General features: G+C 44.9%; 13 protein-coding genes. 3 read left to right on the forward strand and 10 right to left on the reverse strand.

Annotated features, from left to right (window positions below; translation table 11 throughout):
- The first annotated feature begins 42 nt into the window (after nt 1–42).
- Nucleotides 43–663 carry a cytochrome c oxidase assembly factor Coa1 family protein gene (locus AC0VYA_RS09915; RefSeq protein WP_475490897.1) on the forward strand — a complete coding sequence of 207 codons (621 nt, stop codon included), beginning with the start codon at nt 43–45 and terminating at the stop codon, nt 661–663.
- A gap of 248 nt (nt 664–911) precedes the next feature.
- Here the strand turns inward: AC0VYA_RS09915 and AC0VYA_RS09920 are convergent, their stop codons facing one another.
- Together AC0VYA_RS09920 and AC0VYA_RS09925 are read right to left on the reverse strand one after the other, a co-directional pair.
- Nucleotides 912–1,694 (reverse strand): zinc ribbon-containing protein, encoded by a 783-nt coding sequence (locus AC0VYA_RS09920; protein WP_475490898.1) that lies wholly within the window; start codon nt 1,692–1,694, stop codon nt 912–914.
- A 162-nt stretch (nt 1,695–1,856) separates the two neighbouring features.
- Nucleotides 1,857–2,627, reverse strand: coding sequence for an IclR family transcriptional regulator (locus AC0VYA_RS09925; RefSeq protein WP_475490899.1), 771 nt, complete (start codon nt 2,625–2,627; stop codon nt 1,857–1,859).
- A gap of 202 nt (nt 2,628–2,829) precedes the next feature.
- Here AC0VYA_RS09925 and AC0VYA_RS09930 point away from each other — a divergent pair, with 202 nt between their 5' ends.
- Both AC0VYA_RS09930 and AC0VYA_RS09935 read left to right on the forward strand, forming a co-directional pair.
- Nucleotides 2,830–3,612, forward strand: coding sequence for a phytanoyl-CoA dioxygenase family protein (locus AC0VYA_RS09930; RefSeq protein WP_011574774.1), 783 nt, complete (start codon nt 2,830–2,832; stop codon nt 3,610–3,612).
- A complete protein-coding gene (locus AC0VYA_RS09935; RefSeq protein WP_475490900.1) occupies nt 3,613–4,740 on the forward strand; it encodes an NHL repeat-containing protein in 1,128 nt (375 codons plus the stop codon).
- A gap of 260 nt (nt 4,741–5,000) precedes the next feature.
- On the opposite strand, the gene AC0VYA_RS09940 is transcribed toward AC0VYA_RS09935, so the two are convergent.
- The 8 genes from AC0VYA_RS09940 to AC0VYA_RS09975 form a co-directional block, all read right to left on the reverse strand.
- Nucleotides 5,001–5,738: a SapC family protein gene (locus tag AC0VYA_RS09940; protein WP_475490901.1), complete on the reverse strand. Its 738-nt coding sequence runs from the start codon at nt 5,736–5,738 to the stop codon at nt 5,001–5,003.
- Nucleotides 5,739–5,788: 50 nt separating this feature from the next.
- A complete protein-coding gene (locus AC0VYA_RS09945) occupies nt 5,789–7,384 on the reverse strand; it encodes a tryptophan halogenase family protein (RefSeq protein ID WP_475490902.1) in 1,596 nt (531 codons plus the stop codon).
- 147 nt (nt 7,385–7,531) lie between these two features.
- Entirely contained in the window at nt 7,532–9,667 is a 2,136-nt protein-coding gene (locus tag AC0VYA_RS09950; RefSeq protein ID WP_475490903.1) for a hypothetical protein, read from the reverse strand.
- Nucleotides 9,668–9,740: 73 nt separating this feature from the next.
- Entirely contained in the window at nt 9,741–13,403 is a 3,663-nt protein-coding gene (locus tag AC0VYA_RS09955; RefSeq protein ID WP_475490904.1) for a TonB-dependent receptor, read from the reverse strand.
- Nucleotides 13,404–14,326: 923 nt separating this feature from the next.
- Nucleotides 14,327–14,596, reverse strand: a complete 270-nt coding sequence (locus AC0VYA_RS09960) for a helix-turn-helix domain-containing protein (protein WP_011574780.1) — start codon at nt 14,594–14,596, stop codon at nt 14,327–14,329.
- A 114-nt stretch (nt 14,597–14,710) separates the two neighbouring features.
- Nucleotides 14,711–15,796, reverse strand: coding sequence for a glycoside hydrolase family 117 protein (locus AC0VYA_RS09965; RefSeq protein ID WP_475490905.1), 1,086 nt, complete (start codon nt 15,794–15,796; stop codon nt 14,711–14,713).
- Between the two features lie 38 nt (nt 15,797–15,834).
- Nucleotides 15,835–16,791 (reverse strand): sugar kinase, encoded by a 957-nt coding sequence (locus AC0VYA_RS09970; protein WP_475490906.1) that lies wholly within the window; start codon nt 16,789–16,791, stop codon nt 15,835–15,837.
- Nucleotide 16,792: 1 nt separating this feature from the next.
- Nucleotides 16,793–18,382 carry a sugar porter family MFS transporter gene (locus tag AC0VYA_RS09975; protein WP_475490907.1) on the reverse strand — a complete coding sequence of 530 codons (1,590 nt, stop codon included), beginning with the start codon at nt 18,380–18,382 and terminating at the stop codon, nt 16,793–16,795.
- Nucleotides 18,383–18,408 lie beyond the last annotated feature (26 nt).

The raw sequence follows: 18,408 nt of genomic DNA on the forward strand, positions 1-18,408 counted from the left end.
AGCAGCTGTTAACACTAAGTAAAAAAGGGAGCACGATGACATATGGAGCAAAAGCACACAGAGCAAAAGTACATTTCCGGTATGGGCAAAGCGTCAGTGGTACCAAAAGAAATAAAGGGGTGGAATTGGGGCGCCTTTTTACTGAATTGGATATGGGGTATTGGGAATAGTACCTTCATTGCTTTGCTGATGTTTGTGCCACTGGTGAATGTTGTGATGATGTTTGTTTTAGGGGCTAAAGGAAATGAGTGGGCTTGGCAGAACCGCACTTGGCGTGATGTAGCACATTTCAAATCCGTCCAAAAAAAGTGGCGTAATGCGGGTCTTACTCTGGTGTTTGTTGTCTTCCCGCTAATGTTTGTCGCGGTGATGAGCATGATGAAAGGGGAGGCGTACGATTTGTCGGTACAAGCCGTCAAAACGCACCCTGGGGTTATCGCCTTGGTGGGTGAAAACCCTGAGCCTGGTTTTTTTGTGTTGGGTGAAATCACCTATTCAGGTGAAGGTGGTAAAGCAAATTTGAATTACACCATTAGCGGTGATAAATCCGCAGCCGAAGTTTATGTTTATGCCACTGACGTGGCAGATAAATGGGTACTGCGAGAGGTTGCGGTGATTAATAAGGAGCACGGCGAAATAATTTTTGCTGTGTCTGCGCAATAGTCAGGGGAAATGAACTTGGCAAGTTTTGAACGAGGATTGACTTGCGCAGGGGGAAGCCATTTTTTGTGTTGCAACTTAGCGTAAAACGCACTGTGAATATCAAATAGGCAGTGAACAAATGGTGTTCTTCACTGCCGTTATCTGCCGTGATATAGCGTGAATAGAATGAGCGACTGCGGCTAAGCCTATATTTTGCGTTCAGATGAATCGAATTACCATGAAATATAACGCTACCTCAGGCACATTGGTTACTCTACCTTATGAGTTTCTTTATAAAGCATATTGATCATTGCCATGGTCTTAAAATGATGAGTTTTTAGCGCATGATGCGCTTCGGCGGTTTTTGCATGTAATTGCCGTTCATGTTGATGCACTGATATTTCTTTACGATCAGCCTCTTCAAATACGTTACTGCTTGAGTCTTGCTCCGCTGCTTTCATGATTCTTTCGTGTTTATCATCACTTTTTGCATGTTCTTGAATCGCATTCACATGTTGAGACAGGGTGCTTGACTGTTGTTCAAGAACTCTCTCAATATCTTTAAGTTTGGTTATTGCTTGCTCATGTTCTTTTTTCCAGAATGCGACTTCATCTAACCATAAAGCATGCTCGGAAGCCCATAAATTGTGTTCTTGATGAGCCGCTTTATGGTTTTCTGTTACGGCATCTTGTGCTGTATTTTTTAGGGTAGTGGTGAATTCCAATAACTCTGTGGTACTCGCATTAGCAATACTCTGTAATTTGCTCCAAGCTGAGCTATTTACATAAGCGAGATCGAACTTGATTTGGTCCTTGTAAGCCTCACTTACGCCCTCAACAACGTCACCCCATAATCGCAAATGATCTTTTAATTCTTTGCTGGCCAATTGAATTTTTTCTTTGCTGATTTGTGCTGTCTCGCCTAGCTTTTCCTCTGCTGCGTGAAAAGCCTGCTGCAACGTTTTACCTTCTTTGACCACAAATTCCTCTACACTATCCACCATCGCGTGATAGCTCTCTTGTAACTCGCTTAACCGTTTGTTCGCGCTCATAGTCAGCTCCCTTTTAATCAAAAGTTTTAACCTACTTTAATCATGGGATAGCACGCCGTCATACGCTATTCGGCATTGTACGTAGCGTATTGCGGTAATTACCTAAGCCGGTTTTATGAGTTGACTGTGAATAAGACTGGCCGCTGACCCTTAGTCTGTCTGTTAACAACCCAACTGTTCGGTAATGATGTTTGCGGTGTCGGTTAGGTGGTTGATTAAACGGTCTTGTTCAAGTTGTTTACCGAGTTTGCTGTGTAGTGAAGAGACCGCTAATGATGCGATAACTTTTCCTTGGGGCTGGCCTATTAAGGTTGCGACATCGGTTACCCCGTCAATCAAGATGTTTGATTGCACATAAACACCATCTGCTTCGATGCGTGCTAGTTCTACTTGTAAGTCCTGCTGTTGTTTTTTGCTTAAGCTAGCAAAGTCAGGGTCGTGTTCGAGTAACATTTTTCTTACTGAGGGGTTACTGTTAGCCAGCAGTACCTTACCCGCTGTAGAAGTAAGAGTTGAGAATAATGATCCTTCGGTAATATTCAGAAACACAGGGCTGTGGCTGCGCGCTTGGATAATTACCATGGTTTGGCTTTGATACAGCATACATAGATAACATGACTGGCCAATTTTAACCGCAAGATCTTCCATGTAAGGCAGGGCGCATTGACGCATTTGGTCAATCGGCGAAATACTGCGAGATAAATTATACAGTTTGAATGAGATTCGATATCGCCCTGATAAATCATCTCGCAATAAATAACCTCTGGCCTCTAAGCCCACCAACACACGAAATATTTCATTTGGGCTGCGCCCTAAGCCATGGGCTATTTCGCTTTGGGAGCGGGGTAATTCTTGGCTGGCTAAATATTCCAGTATGTCTAAGCCCTTATCTAGGGCAGGTACCGCGTATTTGGTTGTAGGCTTGTCACTCAATGAATATTGCTCCGTGATTTTTCAGGTCTGATTTTACCTATCGATAGGCGCAAAGCCTAGCATGATATTGATACACAACAATAAATTAACATTCATATTTAAATATTATATTTTTATATGAATTTTAACTTGCGTTTATGCTGTTTCTATTTCAATATTGTTAACAATTTACGGTTGAGCTGAATAACAAGAGGACAACATTATGAGTAACATCACTTTAACTGAGCAACAAATTGCTGACTTTCATCGCGATGGTTACGTTATCGCTCGCGGCTACTACAGCCCTGAGGAAATAGATCGTTTACAAGAAAAAGCATTTAACGATGATTCGTTAAATGATCGAGCATGGCACAAGAAAGACGCGGGAGGCGCGGTAAGTAAAGTGTGCTTGTGGCAAGAAACCGGTAACGACTTATACAGTATGTTTTCACGTAGTCGCCGTTTATCTGATGTGTGTGAAACCCTTATCGGTGAGCCGATTTATCACACCAGCACTAAGATCATGATGAAAGAGCCCTTTGTAGGTGGAGCGTGGGAATGGCATCAAGATTTTGGTTATTGGCACCGTGACAACTATATGCTTTACCCAAAAGCGATCAGCTGCATGGTGGCGATTAACCGCGCAACGGTTGAAAACGGCTGCTTACAAGTATTAAAAGGCTCACATCATTTAGGCCGTTTAGATCACAATAAAACCGGCGACCAAAAAGGGGCTGCCCTCGACTTTGTTGAGGAAGCAATGAAATTTCACGAGTTAGTGAATGTAGAGCTTGAACCTGGTGATGTATTGTTTTTCCATTGTAATTTGTTGCACAAGTCAAATCAGAACCGTGCAGCGGAGCCTCGTTGGTCGATGATCTGCGCTTATAACGCCATCAGTAACCAATCTTTTGCAGAAAATGAAGCTAAATTCTATCCGTTTAGCCCTGTCGCTGATGACGCTATTATCAATTGGCAAGAAACTGAAGAAGCTAAGGCCTCTTAAATGCCGGTTATAGATTCTCAGAAATTTAATCACGAAAGCCCCCAAGGCGATAAGTTGCAATCAGGTTGGGTGTTGCCTAAATCTAAGCGTGACCCACATGGAATGATAGTGGGGCAAGGGCAGTTTAGGTATCGAGTTAATGCCTATTGGGGGCGACTTGATAATAGCCAAACACCGGTTGAGAACTGCCACGCTCTTGATATCGATGCTAAAGGGAGAGTGGTGATGATAACTGACGACCCGCGCAATAATATCGTGATTTACAATCGCGATGGCAAACTGCTCGATACCTTCAGCACACATATGCCAGGCGGCCACAGCATCAAAATAGTCAATGAGAATGGTGAGGACTTTATGTATCTCGTTGATAGCGGGTGGGTGAAAAACCGCTTATGGGATGGCCATTCTACTGAAGCATGGGATTCGCCGTATAATCGCGTTGTTGCCCAATCTGGTTTTATCGCGAAATTGGATATGGCTGGGCGACTCATATTCAGTATTGGTCATCCTCAAACCTACGGCGTTTATCGACCCGACCAACCTTTTAGGCCGACGGATATTGCTATTAGTGATAATGGCGATTTATACGTTACTGATGGCTATGGCTCTGACTACTTACTTCAGTACGATAACCAAGGGTGTTTTATTCGCCGTTGGGGCGGCCACGATAATATCGATGCAAACTACAATCTATCGAATACCCATGGTATAGGCATAGACAAACGTACAAACACACCTGAGTTGATTGTTAGCTCCAGAGGGGCACAATGCTTAAAGCGCTTCACCCTAAGTGGTGAGTATTTAGGCACTATTGATGCGAATGGTGCCTATATTGGCGGCCCCATATTTAAGGGCGAGCATTTCTACGCGCCGGTATGTTGGTCACATATTGATGGTAAAAACCAAGACGATTCGGGCTTTATCAGCGTGTTTGATAAAGACAACCGCGTGGTAGCGAATATTGGCGGCACTGCACCTGAGTATATCAACGATGTGTTACAGCCGATGCAAACCACCTGGGATGTGTTTAACCATTGTCACGGCTTGTGCGTGGATGATGACAGCAACCTTTACGTGGGCCAATGGAATGCGAATCAGAGTTACCCCATGAAGCTAGAGCGCCTGTAAACATGTGGCTGGTGCTTAAACCAAGCTAATCGATTTACCATGAAAGACCCGCTCTTGCGGGTTTAATGTTCTAAGCGAAAATGTAGCTTTTGGGCTATCAACCTCAGTGGGCTAAGGCCATCGAGTGCTGCCTAGGGCAGGGTAATAGCTCAAGATGCTTAGGTATTAACACAGATTGCTACCTCGTGAGCTTAGGTTGTTTGTCCTGCCTTAAGCTGTACTCCTGTTTCCGCGATATTGTTACATCAACAGGGATTACGTTACCTGTTGGCGCGCTCTATCATCGTTTCTAAGTGAGCCCCTGAGCTCATGACTAAATGGCATACTTGCAACACGCCTTTGTTGTGGCAGGCTTGCAAAGCTTCGCCGGTTAATCCGTTGAGTTTTTTTATATTTACCGCGTATAAGTCGTTAAGCGTAATGTCACCATTTTTGAGCGTTACGTTTAGTTCAACTGCTTCGAGTAACTCGTGAGCCACTAGTGTGGCTATGACACTTCGGGTCTGTTCGCTGGCACTGAGCAAATGAGAAAATAGCGTTTGATAATGCAATAACGTCGCTGTTGGCGAGCCATCGCCGTTATAGAGTGGCTCGCCCTTAGTCGCAGAGAACTGCGCACTGCTTGGGTCTATGGCTAAGTGCCCAGAGGTAGGCTTATTGCCCTGTCCCCCGACATTGTGAGCTGCGCTGCTTTGGGGAGCTGGTACATGCAACTGAAAAGGGCGGCGCTGAATGTCTAGTGGCACATAGCGAGACACCCACTTGCCACCGTTTAAAAACAGGTTTTGGCCAGATTCAAATCCAAGTAATGCCGCTAATTGAAACTCGCCACTGCGTGCAGATTTATAAAAAAACAGTGGATATTCGTGTACGAGAAATGCTAACTCAGACACCATCACCGTGCTTAGGTTAACCGCGAAGCTTGAGTCGAGGTATTCACCACGAATAACGTTAAGTTTGCTGTGCGCTTCAGAGGTAAGGAGTTGTAGTTGTGCCATCGTTTTGTCTCTTTTGGTTATCTATTAAACTGACTGATGCATTATTTAAATTAGAATTTTTGCAAGCCGAACTGGTGTATCTTGTTGATCAACGCGCGATTGCTTATCGCTTTGTTTGATAGCTGAGCGGTAAAACTTTGAATCGATGACAAGAGTTGTTCGCTGGCCTCAAGTATTCGTGGGTCTGGTGTACAAAGAAGCTTCGTTTTGAAACCCGCTCCGTACAGAACAAACTGATAACTGGCTGCTTGAAACACTTCATCCCTGGCCGGAAAATCGGCAAAATCCGGCACTTTGTGGCGCCACATGAGCAATAGTTTTTTGAGTGAGGCCGGAATTGAGAGCTCGGCTCTGTTGTCTTGCCAAAAAGCGGAGGTACGCTTGCTCAGCACATAATGTAGTTTTAAAAAATCAATGATACGTTGCCAGCGATAGGTGAACGTTTGATTAAACCGCTCGGCTACTATATCCATACTTTGGCGCGTCACAGGTAATTGTTCGGCTAACATATTGGCTGACATCTCAACCAGTACAATAGCTGACGCCTCCAAAGGCTCAATAAAACCTGCAGATAAACCAATGGCCACGCAGTTATTCTTCCAAAACTGCTGTTTATAACCTGGGGTGAAGCGGATATGTTTGAAGGTAAGTGAGTCGGTATCCTCATGTCGTCGCCGTATGTACTGCAATAACGTGTCTTTGGCGCTTTCATTGTTGGTGTAACGGTCACTGTAGACATAACCAACACCACGACGATTAGGTAAACCTATATCCCATATCCAGCCGTTGTCTTGGGCGGTTGATAAGGTAAATGATTCAATTGGGTCTTGGTCAGTCGCGTAAGGCACGTGCGTTGCGATGGCATTGTTGGCAAATAGTACATCTTCAACAGACGTATTTTGTACGCCTAAAGTTTGCCCTAACAGCAGGGCACTGAACCCTGTGCAGTCGATAAATAAATCACCAGTGAGATGTGACAAGGCGCCATTATTTGTCGGTATTGCTTCTGTTTCTGTTTCTGCCTCAACCACCTGCAAGCCCGAAATGTCGCCGTTGCTTTCTTGAATGACATGTTTGACCTTGGCGAATATGTGCTTAACCTGCAAATGATTAACGCAATGCTGACGTAATAATGTGGCGAATAGACCTGCGTCTAAATGGTAACCGTAATTGGCAAATCCGCTGTATTCAGCGATTGTGATCAACTTTGGCGCTAAATGCTGATTTGCCAGTGCACTTTGCAGGCAATAAGCGTGACTAAAGGGAACGTGCTTGTTGGTGTACAACCAATGCTGGGCTTGCGCCCCTTGGTTTGCCTGCTCTGGCACATCAAAAGGGTGATCGTACTGGCTAGCGATTTCATTCTCCCAATGCATAAAACGCGAGCCCTGTTTAAATGACACATTGCACTGGCGAATAAAATCCGTTTCCGATATGCCTATTGTGTGTAACGAGCTGCGAAGCGTGGGCCAACTGCCTTCACCTACACCTATGGTTGGCATGTCGGGGGATTCACATAAGGTGATAGTCAGTTCATCGTTGTTAATTCGCGAAGACAAACGGGCAGCGAGTAAACCCGCAGTAAGCCAACCTGCAGTGCCACCACCAACAATCACAACATGTTTTATCAGGTTACTCTGTTGCACTCATTTTCGCCTTTTGAACGTTTGTTTGCTTAGCATTAAATCGCCGAATATCGGCCCATTATTTCCAATCACTGGCAGTAAATAAAAAGCCCCATGAAAAATATTCATAGGGCTTTAATAGAGCGTACTAAGGTCATCTATTCGGCGTTAAGGAATAGCGATTAAACGTACGTTATCAATATAGTACTGGGCGTTTGTTTCCGTGAGCATCACGTTCAATGTCATGGTTTCTTGTGACCAATCAATCGCTGCGCTGCGGCCAAACTCTTCAGTAATGATAATGTCTGAGGTTTTACTGTCAGCTCCCTCAGTTGTACCGCTACCATTGGCGGCGATAGTTTCTGTGCCATTAGACAGGTTGATTTGGTACAGAACAACCGTACTCTCGCCCGCAGTATATAGAGTGTCGTGGTTTATTAGCTGCGCATCCAATACCACGGCGTAACGGCCACCAGCGTTAATTGCTCCAGCTTTGATGGGTAGGCTAATCGTCACGCCATCTATGGTACCTGTGGTATCAACGAATAATTTTTGCATGCCCTCGACGTCGCGTATTTCAACGGTCCCGCCGTCGCTGATAATGGTTTCAGCGTTTTCAAACAGACCGACATCATCGGTCAACATGTCATGCACAGCAGTATCAAAATGCCCATATTTGACCATATTAAGATCGTCAATATTGTGTTTACCACCGGCGTAAGAGTCATCGTACTTGAGCAAACCAAAGTGCACGGGAAGCGTTTCATAACCGTCCCAGTTACCATGTTCGCCAGTATTAATTAACTGCACATGTTCCATCCAAACATTTAGGGATTGATCGAAATATCGGCTACCCATCCAGAATCTATTATTCAGATCAGACCCTTCGTTCGGTGTCGTAAATAGTGGTACATATGGGTTGCCATTCGCTCCGTTAGAGGCTTCATTGTTTAGCCAATACGACATAGCGTATTTTTGATTGTCTTCTAAAGAAGTGACGATGTTATGTACTTCAAAATGGCAAAAACTACCTTGCATGAACAGCCCATAGTCACCGGTTTTCGCCGCATCACTGCGGATCTCTTTAACAGGACAGCCCCAGTTGGCGAATCCCCATACGAAGCCTGCTGGGTTGACCGATTTATCGAGTGGTCCTACAAATGTAGGATCTTCAAAATCGGCGTTAAACCCAGATGCCGCTACTAGGTTTGTTTCTTCTCCATTTATAGTAACGACTAAACTTCTCTCTCCATCAGCGGTATTACCGGCATCATCTGCTACCTTAAATAGGAATGAAAGGGCGATGCTTTGGCCGTTAGCGACATCATTAAAGTGGGCGTGAGGATCAACGTGAAGCATATTTCCGTCAAGCTCAACGCCGTAGGGTAACTCTGCTTCGCCATCGAGGGTTAGATCAGTTATGACAATTTCATCGCCCTCGCGTTCTAATGTTTCTTGAGTTAAATCATATATTTGAACGGCATCCGTTTCATTGGAACTCGCTTCTAAAAAGTAATTTAAGATAAGTGGAGCGCCAGGAATGTCTTGTACACCCAATATATTAATCATTAAATTGCGATCAATCTCAAAGCGGTGATCTTTGACTTTATAGGTATAACTGAACGTAACTTTTTCACCATCTGGTATTTGTGATTCAACCGCACTTACATCAAGCTCTAACTGGCTATCTTCATTGATAGTAAACGGGATGCTGTATGGATTATTGGGATCTGCGATGACATCAAATGCGGTTAATGGTTCTTCATCGCCATCCACAACATCTTTGAGCAAATCTACGACCGCCGTACCTGTATCACGCGTAAAGTTACCCGCAAGATCACCTTCTGCCACTGGCGCTACATCTTCGCCGGTAATAGTAATAGTGGCTGAACGAGCTGTGGTATTACTGCCATCAGTAATGTCGTAAGTGAGTGTCATTGTTAAAGACTCACCCGTGTCTAATGTGGGTGCGACAGCTTCTGGGCGTATGCCTAAATATAAGCCGTCTATCTCAAAGCCTGTCATGTCCGTTAGGTTTGAGCTGATGTTTGTGATGCGCAGGATATCGCCGTCCATGTCGGTGGCCACACCCGTACCACTATTTTCACCGGCAGGTGTACCTAGCAGAAAAAGACGTTTGAACGGATCTTTCTCTGAATAGGTCAGTGAAATATCGCCGCCATGGGAAGGTGAGTTACTTGAAACTGTGGGCGCTGAACTACCGCCACTGCTACCACCGCAGGCCGTAATGACCGAGCAGGCGACGCTAGCTAACAAAAATTTAGATGCTTGAGTTGATTTCATAATTTTATACCGTTGCTGTGAGTCAGGTGCGCTTCGTCACACACCTCACTTATGCCAATCTTAATAAGTCATTTTAAAACGTAACGTTCACACCTAAGCGATAAGTCGTGCCGACTTTATAACGTGTGTATGTGCGCGAACGTGTCGCGTCTCCGTCTAACGGGTTACCTTCTTCAAAGGCAACGAATTGATAGCCCACATCGTTGTCAGCGAAAATGCGGTCTACTTCTAATTCTCGGCTGGTGTAGTAGGTTCTAAATTCATCATCGAGCAAGTTGATGGCTTGCAATGAAAAGGTAACGTTATCGTTTAGTTTGTAAGATGCTGACAAGTCGAGGTTACCGCGACCTTCGTTCCAAATAGAGCCTTGGTTCCATGTACGCCCTTGTAAACCCGTGTTGTAATCAGTACCCACAAGTGAGTCACTGGTACCTCGGTAGGCTAAGCGGATTTGGTGGCCGTCTTGCTCCCAAAATAGGGTCGCGTTGTAGCTGTGCTCAGGTGTATCGGCCACAGGGAATGACGGTAAGGTTTTGCTTGGGTCAATGCTGGAACGGTCTGGATCATATTGACTGTCTTGATAGGTATAGTTAGCCGACACCCCTAAGCCAGATAAAAAGCCAGGTAAAAAGTCGTAGGTTTGTACATAGCCTAATTCCACACCGGTAATTTGAGCACCTTTACCGTTGATGATTTTGCTGACGCTGTATTGAGCACACAGATCACGCAAATCGTTACTGAAGCGGGTAGGGTCCGAAGGCCACCAACCGTAATCAGCTGTTGCGCGAAGCGGCATACAACCGGTTAATCCATTATCATCTGTTCCATCGTCTTCGGCGAGCAAAATGATTTCGCTGCCACTAACTGGGGTGTCAACGTTACGTACATCTTTTAGATAAGTAACTGCATTTTCAACCGTGGTAAAATTTGACATATCCTTATGGAATACTGCCACACTGAGCATAGAGCTTTCGTTAAAGTACCACTCAAATGATACGTCTAAATTGTTGGACTCTAACGGTTCAAGCTGGGTGTTGAACAATGAAACTTTACTACCGGTGTTCGGATTACCTGAGCCCCAATAACCGTTTTCGTTTAATTGAAAACCTGGGCGTAGCTGGTCTATTTCAGGACGGGTCATCGTTTTAGAAACCGAGAAACGGCCGACCATTTCATCAGAAATAGCGTAGTTTAAATTTAGACTTGGCAACCAATTTGTATAGGTGTGGCTGTCGCTAGAGCGAAATGATTGAAGCTCTCTGTTTCGAATCGATGACGACGAAAATTGATTGGCATTTACGGTTGGAATTGGGGTCGTCCCATCGTACGCAATGGTGCCATCCCAGCCATTATTGCGGGTGGTCGATACGTCAGCGTAGCGCCACATATTTAACCAAGTGATCGGGTCTGCTGGCTCGGGTAAGCTTGGGTCCTGCTGAAATGCAGACCACTGGGCAAATAGAGGGTCATGACAAGGACCCTGATCCGCAATGCGAGTCCAACCAGAGGGATCAGGACCACTGCTGGTATCCCAACCTTGACCATCAACCCGTTGGTATTTTTGCTCATAACCTAGCGGTTGATTCGGATCTGCGAAAACAGGTGAACGGCACTCAGGCAGGCTTGTATCTCGTAAGTCACGTAACATAACGCGGTCATATTCTCGCTCAAGTGTCTCAGTAAACTGCCAGAAGTCAGCGCCTGAATAGCCCTCTGCTGCGATGTCAGTTTTCACGTAGCGCATACCGATATTACCGGTCAAACGACCATCAAATAATTCAAAATTGGTTTTAAAGTAATAGGCTTGCGTATCGATATCTGTGATCCGTGATTCGGAGTCATTGGGCGTTCTTACGGTGTTTTCATCGTCTAACAGCAAGCTAACGGCGTAGGCTGGGTCTACTGGCGTCCAACCGGTTGTGGCTTCGTTGCGGTCGTAACCCAATGACTGCATGAAGTCGCTGGGTACGACACCGTCACGCGCTATCAAATTAGCGCGAATGTCTAATAACGCGCCGCCTGGAATAGCCACGGGGTTACCAAATTCGTCCTCGACGACCTCTGTGGCTGTGACTGAGTTAAATTGGTATTTTTGATTATCCACGTCCTTCGTACGTTTGGTAACTTTAGCGCCAAACTCGAACGAGGTAATGCCATAATCATCAAAGTCATATTCAAAATCGACTTGGCCATTTGCCAACTCATCGCTCACTGTTACGTCATTTTCACTTAAGAAGCTCAAATGCTGTGCGTTAATATCTGCGGGGTTGTAGCCCGTGAATACAGTATTATCTTCATATCCGGGGACAAATAAGCCAGTTTCCGGATCTGTTTGACTGACAATTTGCTCGCCAAGATCAGCAAATGAACTGCCAAATACCATGCTACACGTTCCGCTAGTGCAGTCATAACCAACAGGTTCGATATCTCGGCCTGCATCATAGAGTTTAATCGCGGGCACCTGGGGGAAATTTTGCATCGCTGCAAATGCACTGGGTAAGCTTTCCGATTCACTTTTGGAATAACCAAATTGGCTTGAGACACGAAGAGAGTCGGTTAATTCACGTTTGTACGTTAATGAGATGCTGCCATTTTTTTGATCATTACCGCCTTGTGAGGATTGTAAGTCCCCTGCACCGAAACGATTCAATTCGCGTAGCATGGTATTGTTCTGTGTATCGACTACATACCAATCTGTTTGTGGATCGGTGAAGGACGCAGCAGGACGTTGACTGCCCAGCGGCTCAATGCCCTCGACAAAATTTTGATTGCCCGTAGCTCGACTGATTACGGCGTCTTGACGTGTTGCATATTCTTGCTGCGAGTAAGTAATATCAAGATTCAATTCAGAAACATCGTCTGGTAGAAATTGCAGCCCTAGGGTTATGCCCTGACGTTCGGTGCTATTTTGATGCAGTTCGTAACGCGTGGCCGTAGGGCGTATCGCCTTGACGCCAGAGATGGCATTTCCGTCCATGTCGCTTGCTGATGCGATAATGGTAGAAGCTGCGAATCTGTCTATTCGGTATTGGTCGCGCCGAATACTTGAAGTTTGATCATAGGCTGAAAAGGCAACACCAAAGGTATCATCGAAAAATTTTTCAGTGAGGGTAAACTGTACTTTATGATCGTTCTCTTCAGAGAAATCATTGTATCTGCCCTGTGCAGTGAAGGAACGCACGCCTTTCTTTTGATCAAGAGGCTTGAGTGTTATGAGGTTAATATTGGCCCCCAGAGATCCTTCGTCTTGGTCGGCACTTGATGTTTTCACCACTTCAAGCTTTGACAATATGTCTGCAGAGAAGGAGCTTAAATCAACCGCTTGACTGAAGTCTGTTGAGGTGAGTTGCTGACCATTAATAGTAATATTATTTTGGTTAGCAGTGGCACCACGCACGGTGACTTGAGTACCTTCGCCATCACGCGTAACCAATGAAACGCCCGTTACGCGGCTTAATGCATCTGCTACGTTTTGGTCGGTCGACTTACCAATGTCTTCGGCATTAATTGTGTCGACTAAGTTCTGAGAGAAGCGCTTATCATTGATTGATTTTTTGAGGCTACTCTTCAAACCTGTAATTTCAATCACTTCAATGTCGCTTGTTTCGCTAGATTTCGCTTCAGGTGAATTCTGCGCGTTTTGTTCTTCCTGCGTTTGGCCAAATGCGTTAGATGCCATAAAAAGCGCAATTGAGATAGCGCTTAATTTAAAGGGTGTGGTGAATGCTTTAGACATAGTTAATTGTTCCCGGTAATTATAAATGTCGTTAATCGCCATGGCTTGGTTAGCGTGCATCACTAAACCAACCAGACTTACTTCAAGTGCTTATGTCTAATTTCATATGAACATTTTATTACACTTAAAATGTAAAGCATATGTAAACATTTGGCTTGGTTGTTGTCAAAGGTTTTTTGTTAACAATTAACTGTGGGGAGGTGGTTATTCATAATGATTGTATGAGTGCATTTAAATCAAGATAATCAATGGCTTACGCGTTATTAAAAGCGTATATTTTTAGAGGGGGTAGGTTAACAAAACGAGATGCATTGTAATTTTAATGGTTCTTTTATAACTGACTAGTTACTTTAAATAGTCATTTATGCCAAAAAATTAACGCCTGCCAGTGCAAAATGTTACACGCAGATGTCGGAAGAGTAGAAATAAATTTTTGTTAAAAATCAGTCAACATTCATGTTTGAATTAAACACGAGGCGTTCACACCATACTAGTTAAAAGAATAGATATATCAGGTCAAACGCACAGCACAAAAGCGCTAGCCTGGTACTCGCTGTATCATCAGGCTACTTAATTATTTTCCCACTAGAAAAACAGCATATGCAAGCAGTACAGACTAGATTTTAAACGTCCCGTTTAACGCGACGAATCATTTGTGTGATTTGCGGTTATGAAGAGCTGCTATGGCGAGCGATATTCAGACAGTGAATGAGCCTTTAGGAGCGCGGCAAACCTAAGAACCCTGGTTAATAAAAAGGGCGTGGTGATAGCGCGATGCCATGCACCCAATTCAAGGGCTGAATACCCACGTCGAAATGGGTAATTTAAAAAAAGCCCTTCAAGCCTACTTTGTAAAACACTTAATAACGAGCAGTACAGGGAAACTAGCTTCTAGTCTTTATTCTATCGTTCAAACGCGTCTTTTAAGCGGCGTACTTACGCCAAAAACTGATGTCCTTTGGGCAATTGTTGCGGGCTGCACGCTCACAACGCATAGATGCAATGACTTCAAACGGGTCAAGGGAAAGCATCTCGGCTATCTCTACAGCAAGTTTGTCATCGATTGAGCCGGTTTGATTACGATAACGACTTACCGCAGACCGAGACACACCGAGTTTTTTAGCCACAGTGTTATCAGAGCGAAGCCTATATTTGTGCCGTAACATATCGATTAGCTGCATGCTTTTATACATGGTGTCTTCCTTCTACTGTCGTTATTAAACCCTTATGTGGGTATCTATCTGCGAGTACCCATTTTCAATTTAATACCTAATGGGTGCTCGGGTTTACTGCTATATCTCAGTTTATTAGTTACTGTTTTGAAACGTGCCAGCGTCTAATACTTGTTTCTTTAGACGATAACGACAAATGTAATTCCAATTCCAACTGCTATCGTATTTATGGCATAAACCCCAATACAAGCCCGGGGGAGGGATGTCTTCTATGTTGCTTGGCCGGTATAAACCAATCGCTTCTGGCGCCCCTTTGATATGGGCTTTGATATCAAAATTAATACCGTCAGGGGCAAACTGAATGGTGTTTTTCTCGGGACCGTCAGTGGTCAATAAGCTTGCAACGCCACCTTGGTAATTCCACACCACCACTTCATGGCCGCTGTTGCTGATCGGGTTGTATTCTGATTTGTGATAAGGCCCTAAAATGTCGTCGGCGATGGCGACCCCATGCTTGATTTCGCGCCCACCAAAGTTCATTTCTTCGCCCATGGTCTCGCCTTTGTAATACAGGTGGAACTTGCCATTAAACACCAGTAAACATGGGTCATGCACTTTATGGCTATCAAAGCTGCCTTTTGAATGCACGTGGAAACGGTTGTCTTCATCACCGCGCCATTCGCCGTCCAAGGAAGGACTCAAAATCGGTGCGTTGGATTTTGTCCAAGGGCCAAAAGGGGAGTCGGCATGGGCAATGGCGATTTGCTCTATTTGTCGATTGGTATAAGGATATTGCACGGTTTGATAGACCAAATAGTATTTACCATTATGGGCGAGTACTTCGGGGGTAAATACGGCACGATCATCAAACGCACCAGGTGTACCACGGGTGATAGCAGGGCCTTGCTCTTGCCACGTTTCGCCGTCACTTGAGGTGGCGTGCCAAACTTCGGTTAAATCCCATGGAAACACTTTATCTTCTGGGTTAGTACTACCAAAGCCCACGGTTTCGCCAGTGCCTTTGGTGTACCAACAATGATAAACACCATCGACTGAAATGACCGACGTGGGGTCGCGGCGAATTACCCCTTCTTCAAATGCAAAGTCACCCTTTAATGGGCTGGTTTCAAATTCGATCATCCAGTCAGCATTTTTACTGTCATAGCCTCGCTCGATAGCGCGCTTGGTGGCAAGGCTTTGTTTTTGCTTAGCCTGAGTCATGTTATTTCCTCTTAAGATCTGTTAGATGCGATACCAATTCAAGCAACGGTGTGATTGGCTAAACGTTGACGAAATGCATCGAAAATAGTGTGCTCAACTATGGCGCCCTGATGTTGCACCACTAGCCCCGCTGCTGCGGATGCGTGTTCAATAGATAATTTCATAGGTTTATCAGCCATGCGGCAGGCCAAATATACACCTGCAAAAGAGTCTCCGGCTGCGGTGGTATCCAGCTGTCTGTCCGCAGGGGTAAAAGGCACATGGCAAACGGCTTGGCCACAATCGAAAGCGAAAACACCCTCTTTGCCTGCTTTGACGACCAGCTCCTGAACCTCGTACTGCTTACAGTAATCCACAATCTCAGAGACAGATGAATGTCCTAATAGGTCATGATGATCCTCGGTGCCTGGTAGTACTATGTCACTGACTGTGTATGCTGCTTCAAGCCATCGGATAGCATGCGCTTTGTTCGCCCACATCTTTGGACGGTAGTTAGGGTCAAAGGCCACTTTACTGCCTTTAGCTTTAAGACGGGTGATTAAATTGATTAACTTGTCTTTATCTTCATCGGATAAAATGCCTAGGGATATTCCACTGAAATAAACCAAATCAAAATGTGGCCAGTGGGACTCACAGTCGCTTTGTTCAATGAGGGACATGAGTTGGGTGGCCGCTGACTCCTTGCGCCAATAATCGAAGTGGCGCTCTCCACTGTCGTCGTTCTTAATCGCGTATATACCCACGTTATGATCATCAGAGGTAAGAGCAAACTCATCACTGATACCATGCTGTTGCCAGTGCGCTGTCATCAAGGTGCTAAAGCTGTCTTGGCCGATGCCTGATAGAAAGTAACAGTCTAACTCGTTGTGCCAACGCTTGGCATAAACCAAAGAGTTATAGGTATCACCGGCAAAAGAGTGTTGTAGTTTATTTTGAGCGGTAACACTCAGCTCGACCATGCATTCGCCGATCGCAATAAATATAGGGTTGCGCATCTTAGGCCACGCTCGCTTTATCTTTTGTGCTGTCTAAATCGAGTTCAATTTCTTCAATCGTCTTATTCTTGGTTTCAGGCATGATCTTAAACAAGATAACGAAACCTATAGCACCACTGATAGCGTAAAATAAGAAGATATCACTAGCCCCCATATGGCTTAACTGCCATGGGAAAAACTGCTGTACTAAATAACTCACAATACTAGCAAGCAATGCAAACATGGGAATGGCGGTTCCACGAATAGCGATTGGGAATATCTCTGAAAAAAGCACCCACATCACCGGCCCAATTGAGAAATGAAAAGCCGCTATATAACCCATGACGCCAAGTAAGATCATGTTTGCGTTTACATTAGTCGCCATTTGCATCAGCTGGCCTTCATGGCGTCTAAATTCTTCGATACCAATAACCGACTGCAGCATATTCTTAAATTCAATATCAGATGAAAACGCAGTGGACACCATATTCTGCATGCTGGCTAAGCCATGCTCAGTGGCAAAAGCGTTAATCTGCTCAGGGGTAAGGATATAAGTGGCCTGACTGAAAGCGTAGTGACACATAAATAGGCTAATAGTGCCCGCTGCAAGGCCGTAAATCACCAGTGGACGGCGGCCTAATCTATCGACTAACAACACTGCTGCTATGGTGAACAACACACTGACCAAACCGACGATAAGTGCTTGGAAAAAGGCAGCATTGGTGCCCAAACCGACTTGCTCAAAGACCGTCGGGGCATAAAACATGATCGCGTTAATTCCGGTAATTTGTTGCACCACCCCCATGGTTAAACCGATTAATGCGGCTTTACGCATTTTGCTGCCAAACATGGCTTTTATGGCTTCAGCGGTGGATAAAGCGTGTTTATCGCCTAAATCGACGCTGTGCTGAATTTGAACCAGTTCTTTTTCGACCTCTTCGTTATTCAAAAACTGATGTAGTACACGCTTTGCTTCATCCAAACGATTGTTCATGACCAACCAACGAGGGCTTCTTGGGATCGTAATAAGTAGGAATAGCCATACGATGGCTGGGATAATCTCAATGCCGAGCATCCACCGCCAAGTATGGGTATTGATACCAAGAGACATGACCCAGTCGGCCTCTAATTGCGACACCTTTAATATCATGTAATTGGCAAAATAAGCGGCTGAGAGACCGATAACGATATTTATCTGGATCATGGCCACCAATTTACCGCGTAGTTTTGGCGGTGCAATTTCGCCAATATACATAGCCGCTACTGACAGCGATGTAAACGCAAGCCCGCCAACAAATCGAGCCGTAACCAACATCTCAAAGGAAATAGCTCCAACAGACGCTACCGCAGACAATATGTATAAAACAGAAATAATGAGCAGGGCTTGGCGGCGACCATATTTGTCACAAATATAGCCAGTAATGAGTAACGCAAATAAAACACCGAAACCAGGTGCACTGACCACAGCCCCAATTTGCAAGTCAGAGAGGGCAAACTCGGCGGAAATAAAGCGCACAGTGCCTGAGATAAGCGCGGCATCTAAACCAAAAATGAATCCTCCGAATGCCACTACGATTGCGCAAAAGAATACATGCCTAACTTGATTATTCATTGGTGTTCCTATTTAGCTTGGATGAC

It is taken from the genome of Paraglaciecola sp. QJM3NY_14, from assembly GCF_056173245.1.

What these genes read in the sequence shown, in the direction of transcription:
- AC0VYA_RS09915 (WP_475490897.1), top strand. Translation starts at nt 43, where the DNA reads ATGGAGCAAAAGCACACAGAGCAAAAGTACATTTCCGGTATGGGCAAA.
- AC0VYA_RS09920 (WP_475490898.1), bottom strand. Translation starts at nt 1,694, where the DNA reads ATGAGCGCGAACAAACGGTTAAGCGAGTTACAAGAGAGCTATCACGCG.
- AC0VYA_RS09930 (WP_011574774.1), top strand. Translation starts at nt 2,830, where the DNA reads ATGAGTAACATCACTTTAACTGAGCAACAAATTGCTGACTTTCATCGC.
- AC0VYA_RS09935 (WP_475490900.1), top strand. Translation starts at nt 3,613, where the DNA reads ATGCCGGTTATAGATTCTCAGAAATTTAATCACGAAAGCCCCCAAGGC.
- AC0VYA_RS09940 (WP_475490901.1), bottom strand. Translation starts at nt 5,738, where the DNA reads ATGGCACAACTACAACTCCTTACCTCTGAAGCGCACAGCAAACTTAAC.
- AC0VYA_RS09950 (WP_475490903.1), bottom strand. Translation starts at nt 9,667, where the DNA reads ATGAAATCAACTCAAGCATCTAAATTTTTGTTAGCTAGCGTCGCCTGC.
- AC0VYA_RS09955 (WP_475490904.1), bottom strand. Translation starts at nt 13,403, where the DNA reads ATGTCTAAAGCATTCACCACACCCTTTAAATTAAGCGCTATCTCAATT.
- AC0VYA_RS09960 (WP_011574780.1), bottom strand. Translation starts at nt 14,596, where the DNA reads ATGTATAAAAGCATGCAGCTAATCGATATGTTACGGCACAAATATAGG.
- AC0VYA_RS09965 (WP_475490905.1), bottom strand. Translation starts at nt 15,796, where the DNA reads ATGACTCAGGCTAAGCAAAAACAAAGCCTTGCCACCAAGCGCGCTATC.
- AC0VYA_RS09970 (WP_475490906.1), bottom strand. Translation starts at nt 16,791, where the DNA reads ATGCGCAACCCTATATTTATTGCGATCGGCGAATGCATGGTCGAGCTG.
- AC0VYA_RS09975 (WP_475490907.1), bottom strand. Translation starts at nt 18,382, where the DNA reads ATGAATAATCAAGTTAGGCATGTATTCTTTTGCGCAATCGTAGTGGCA.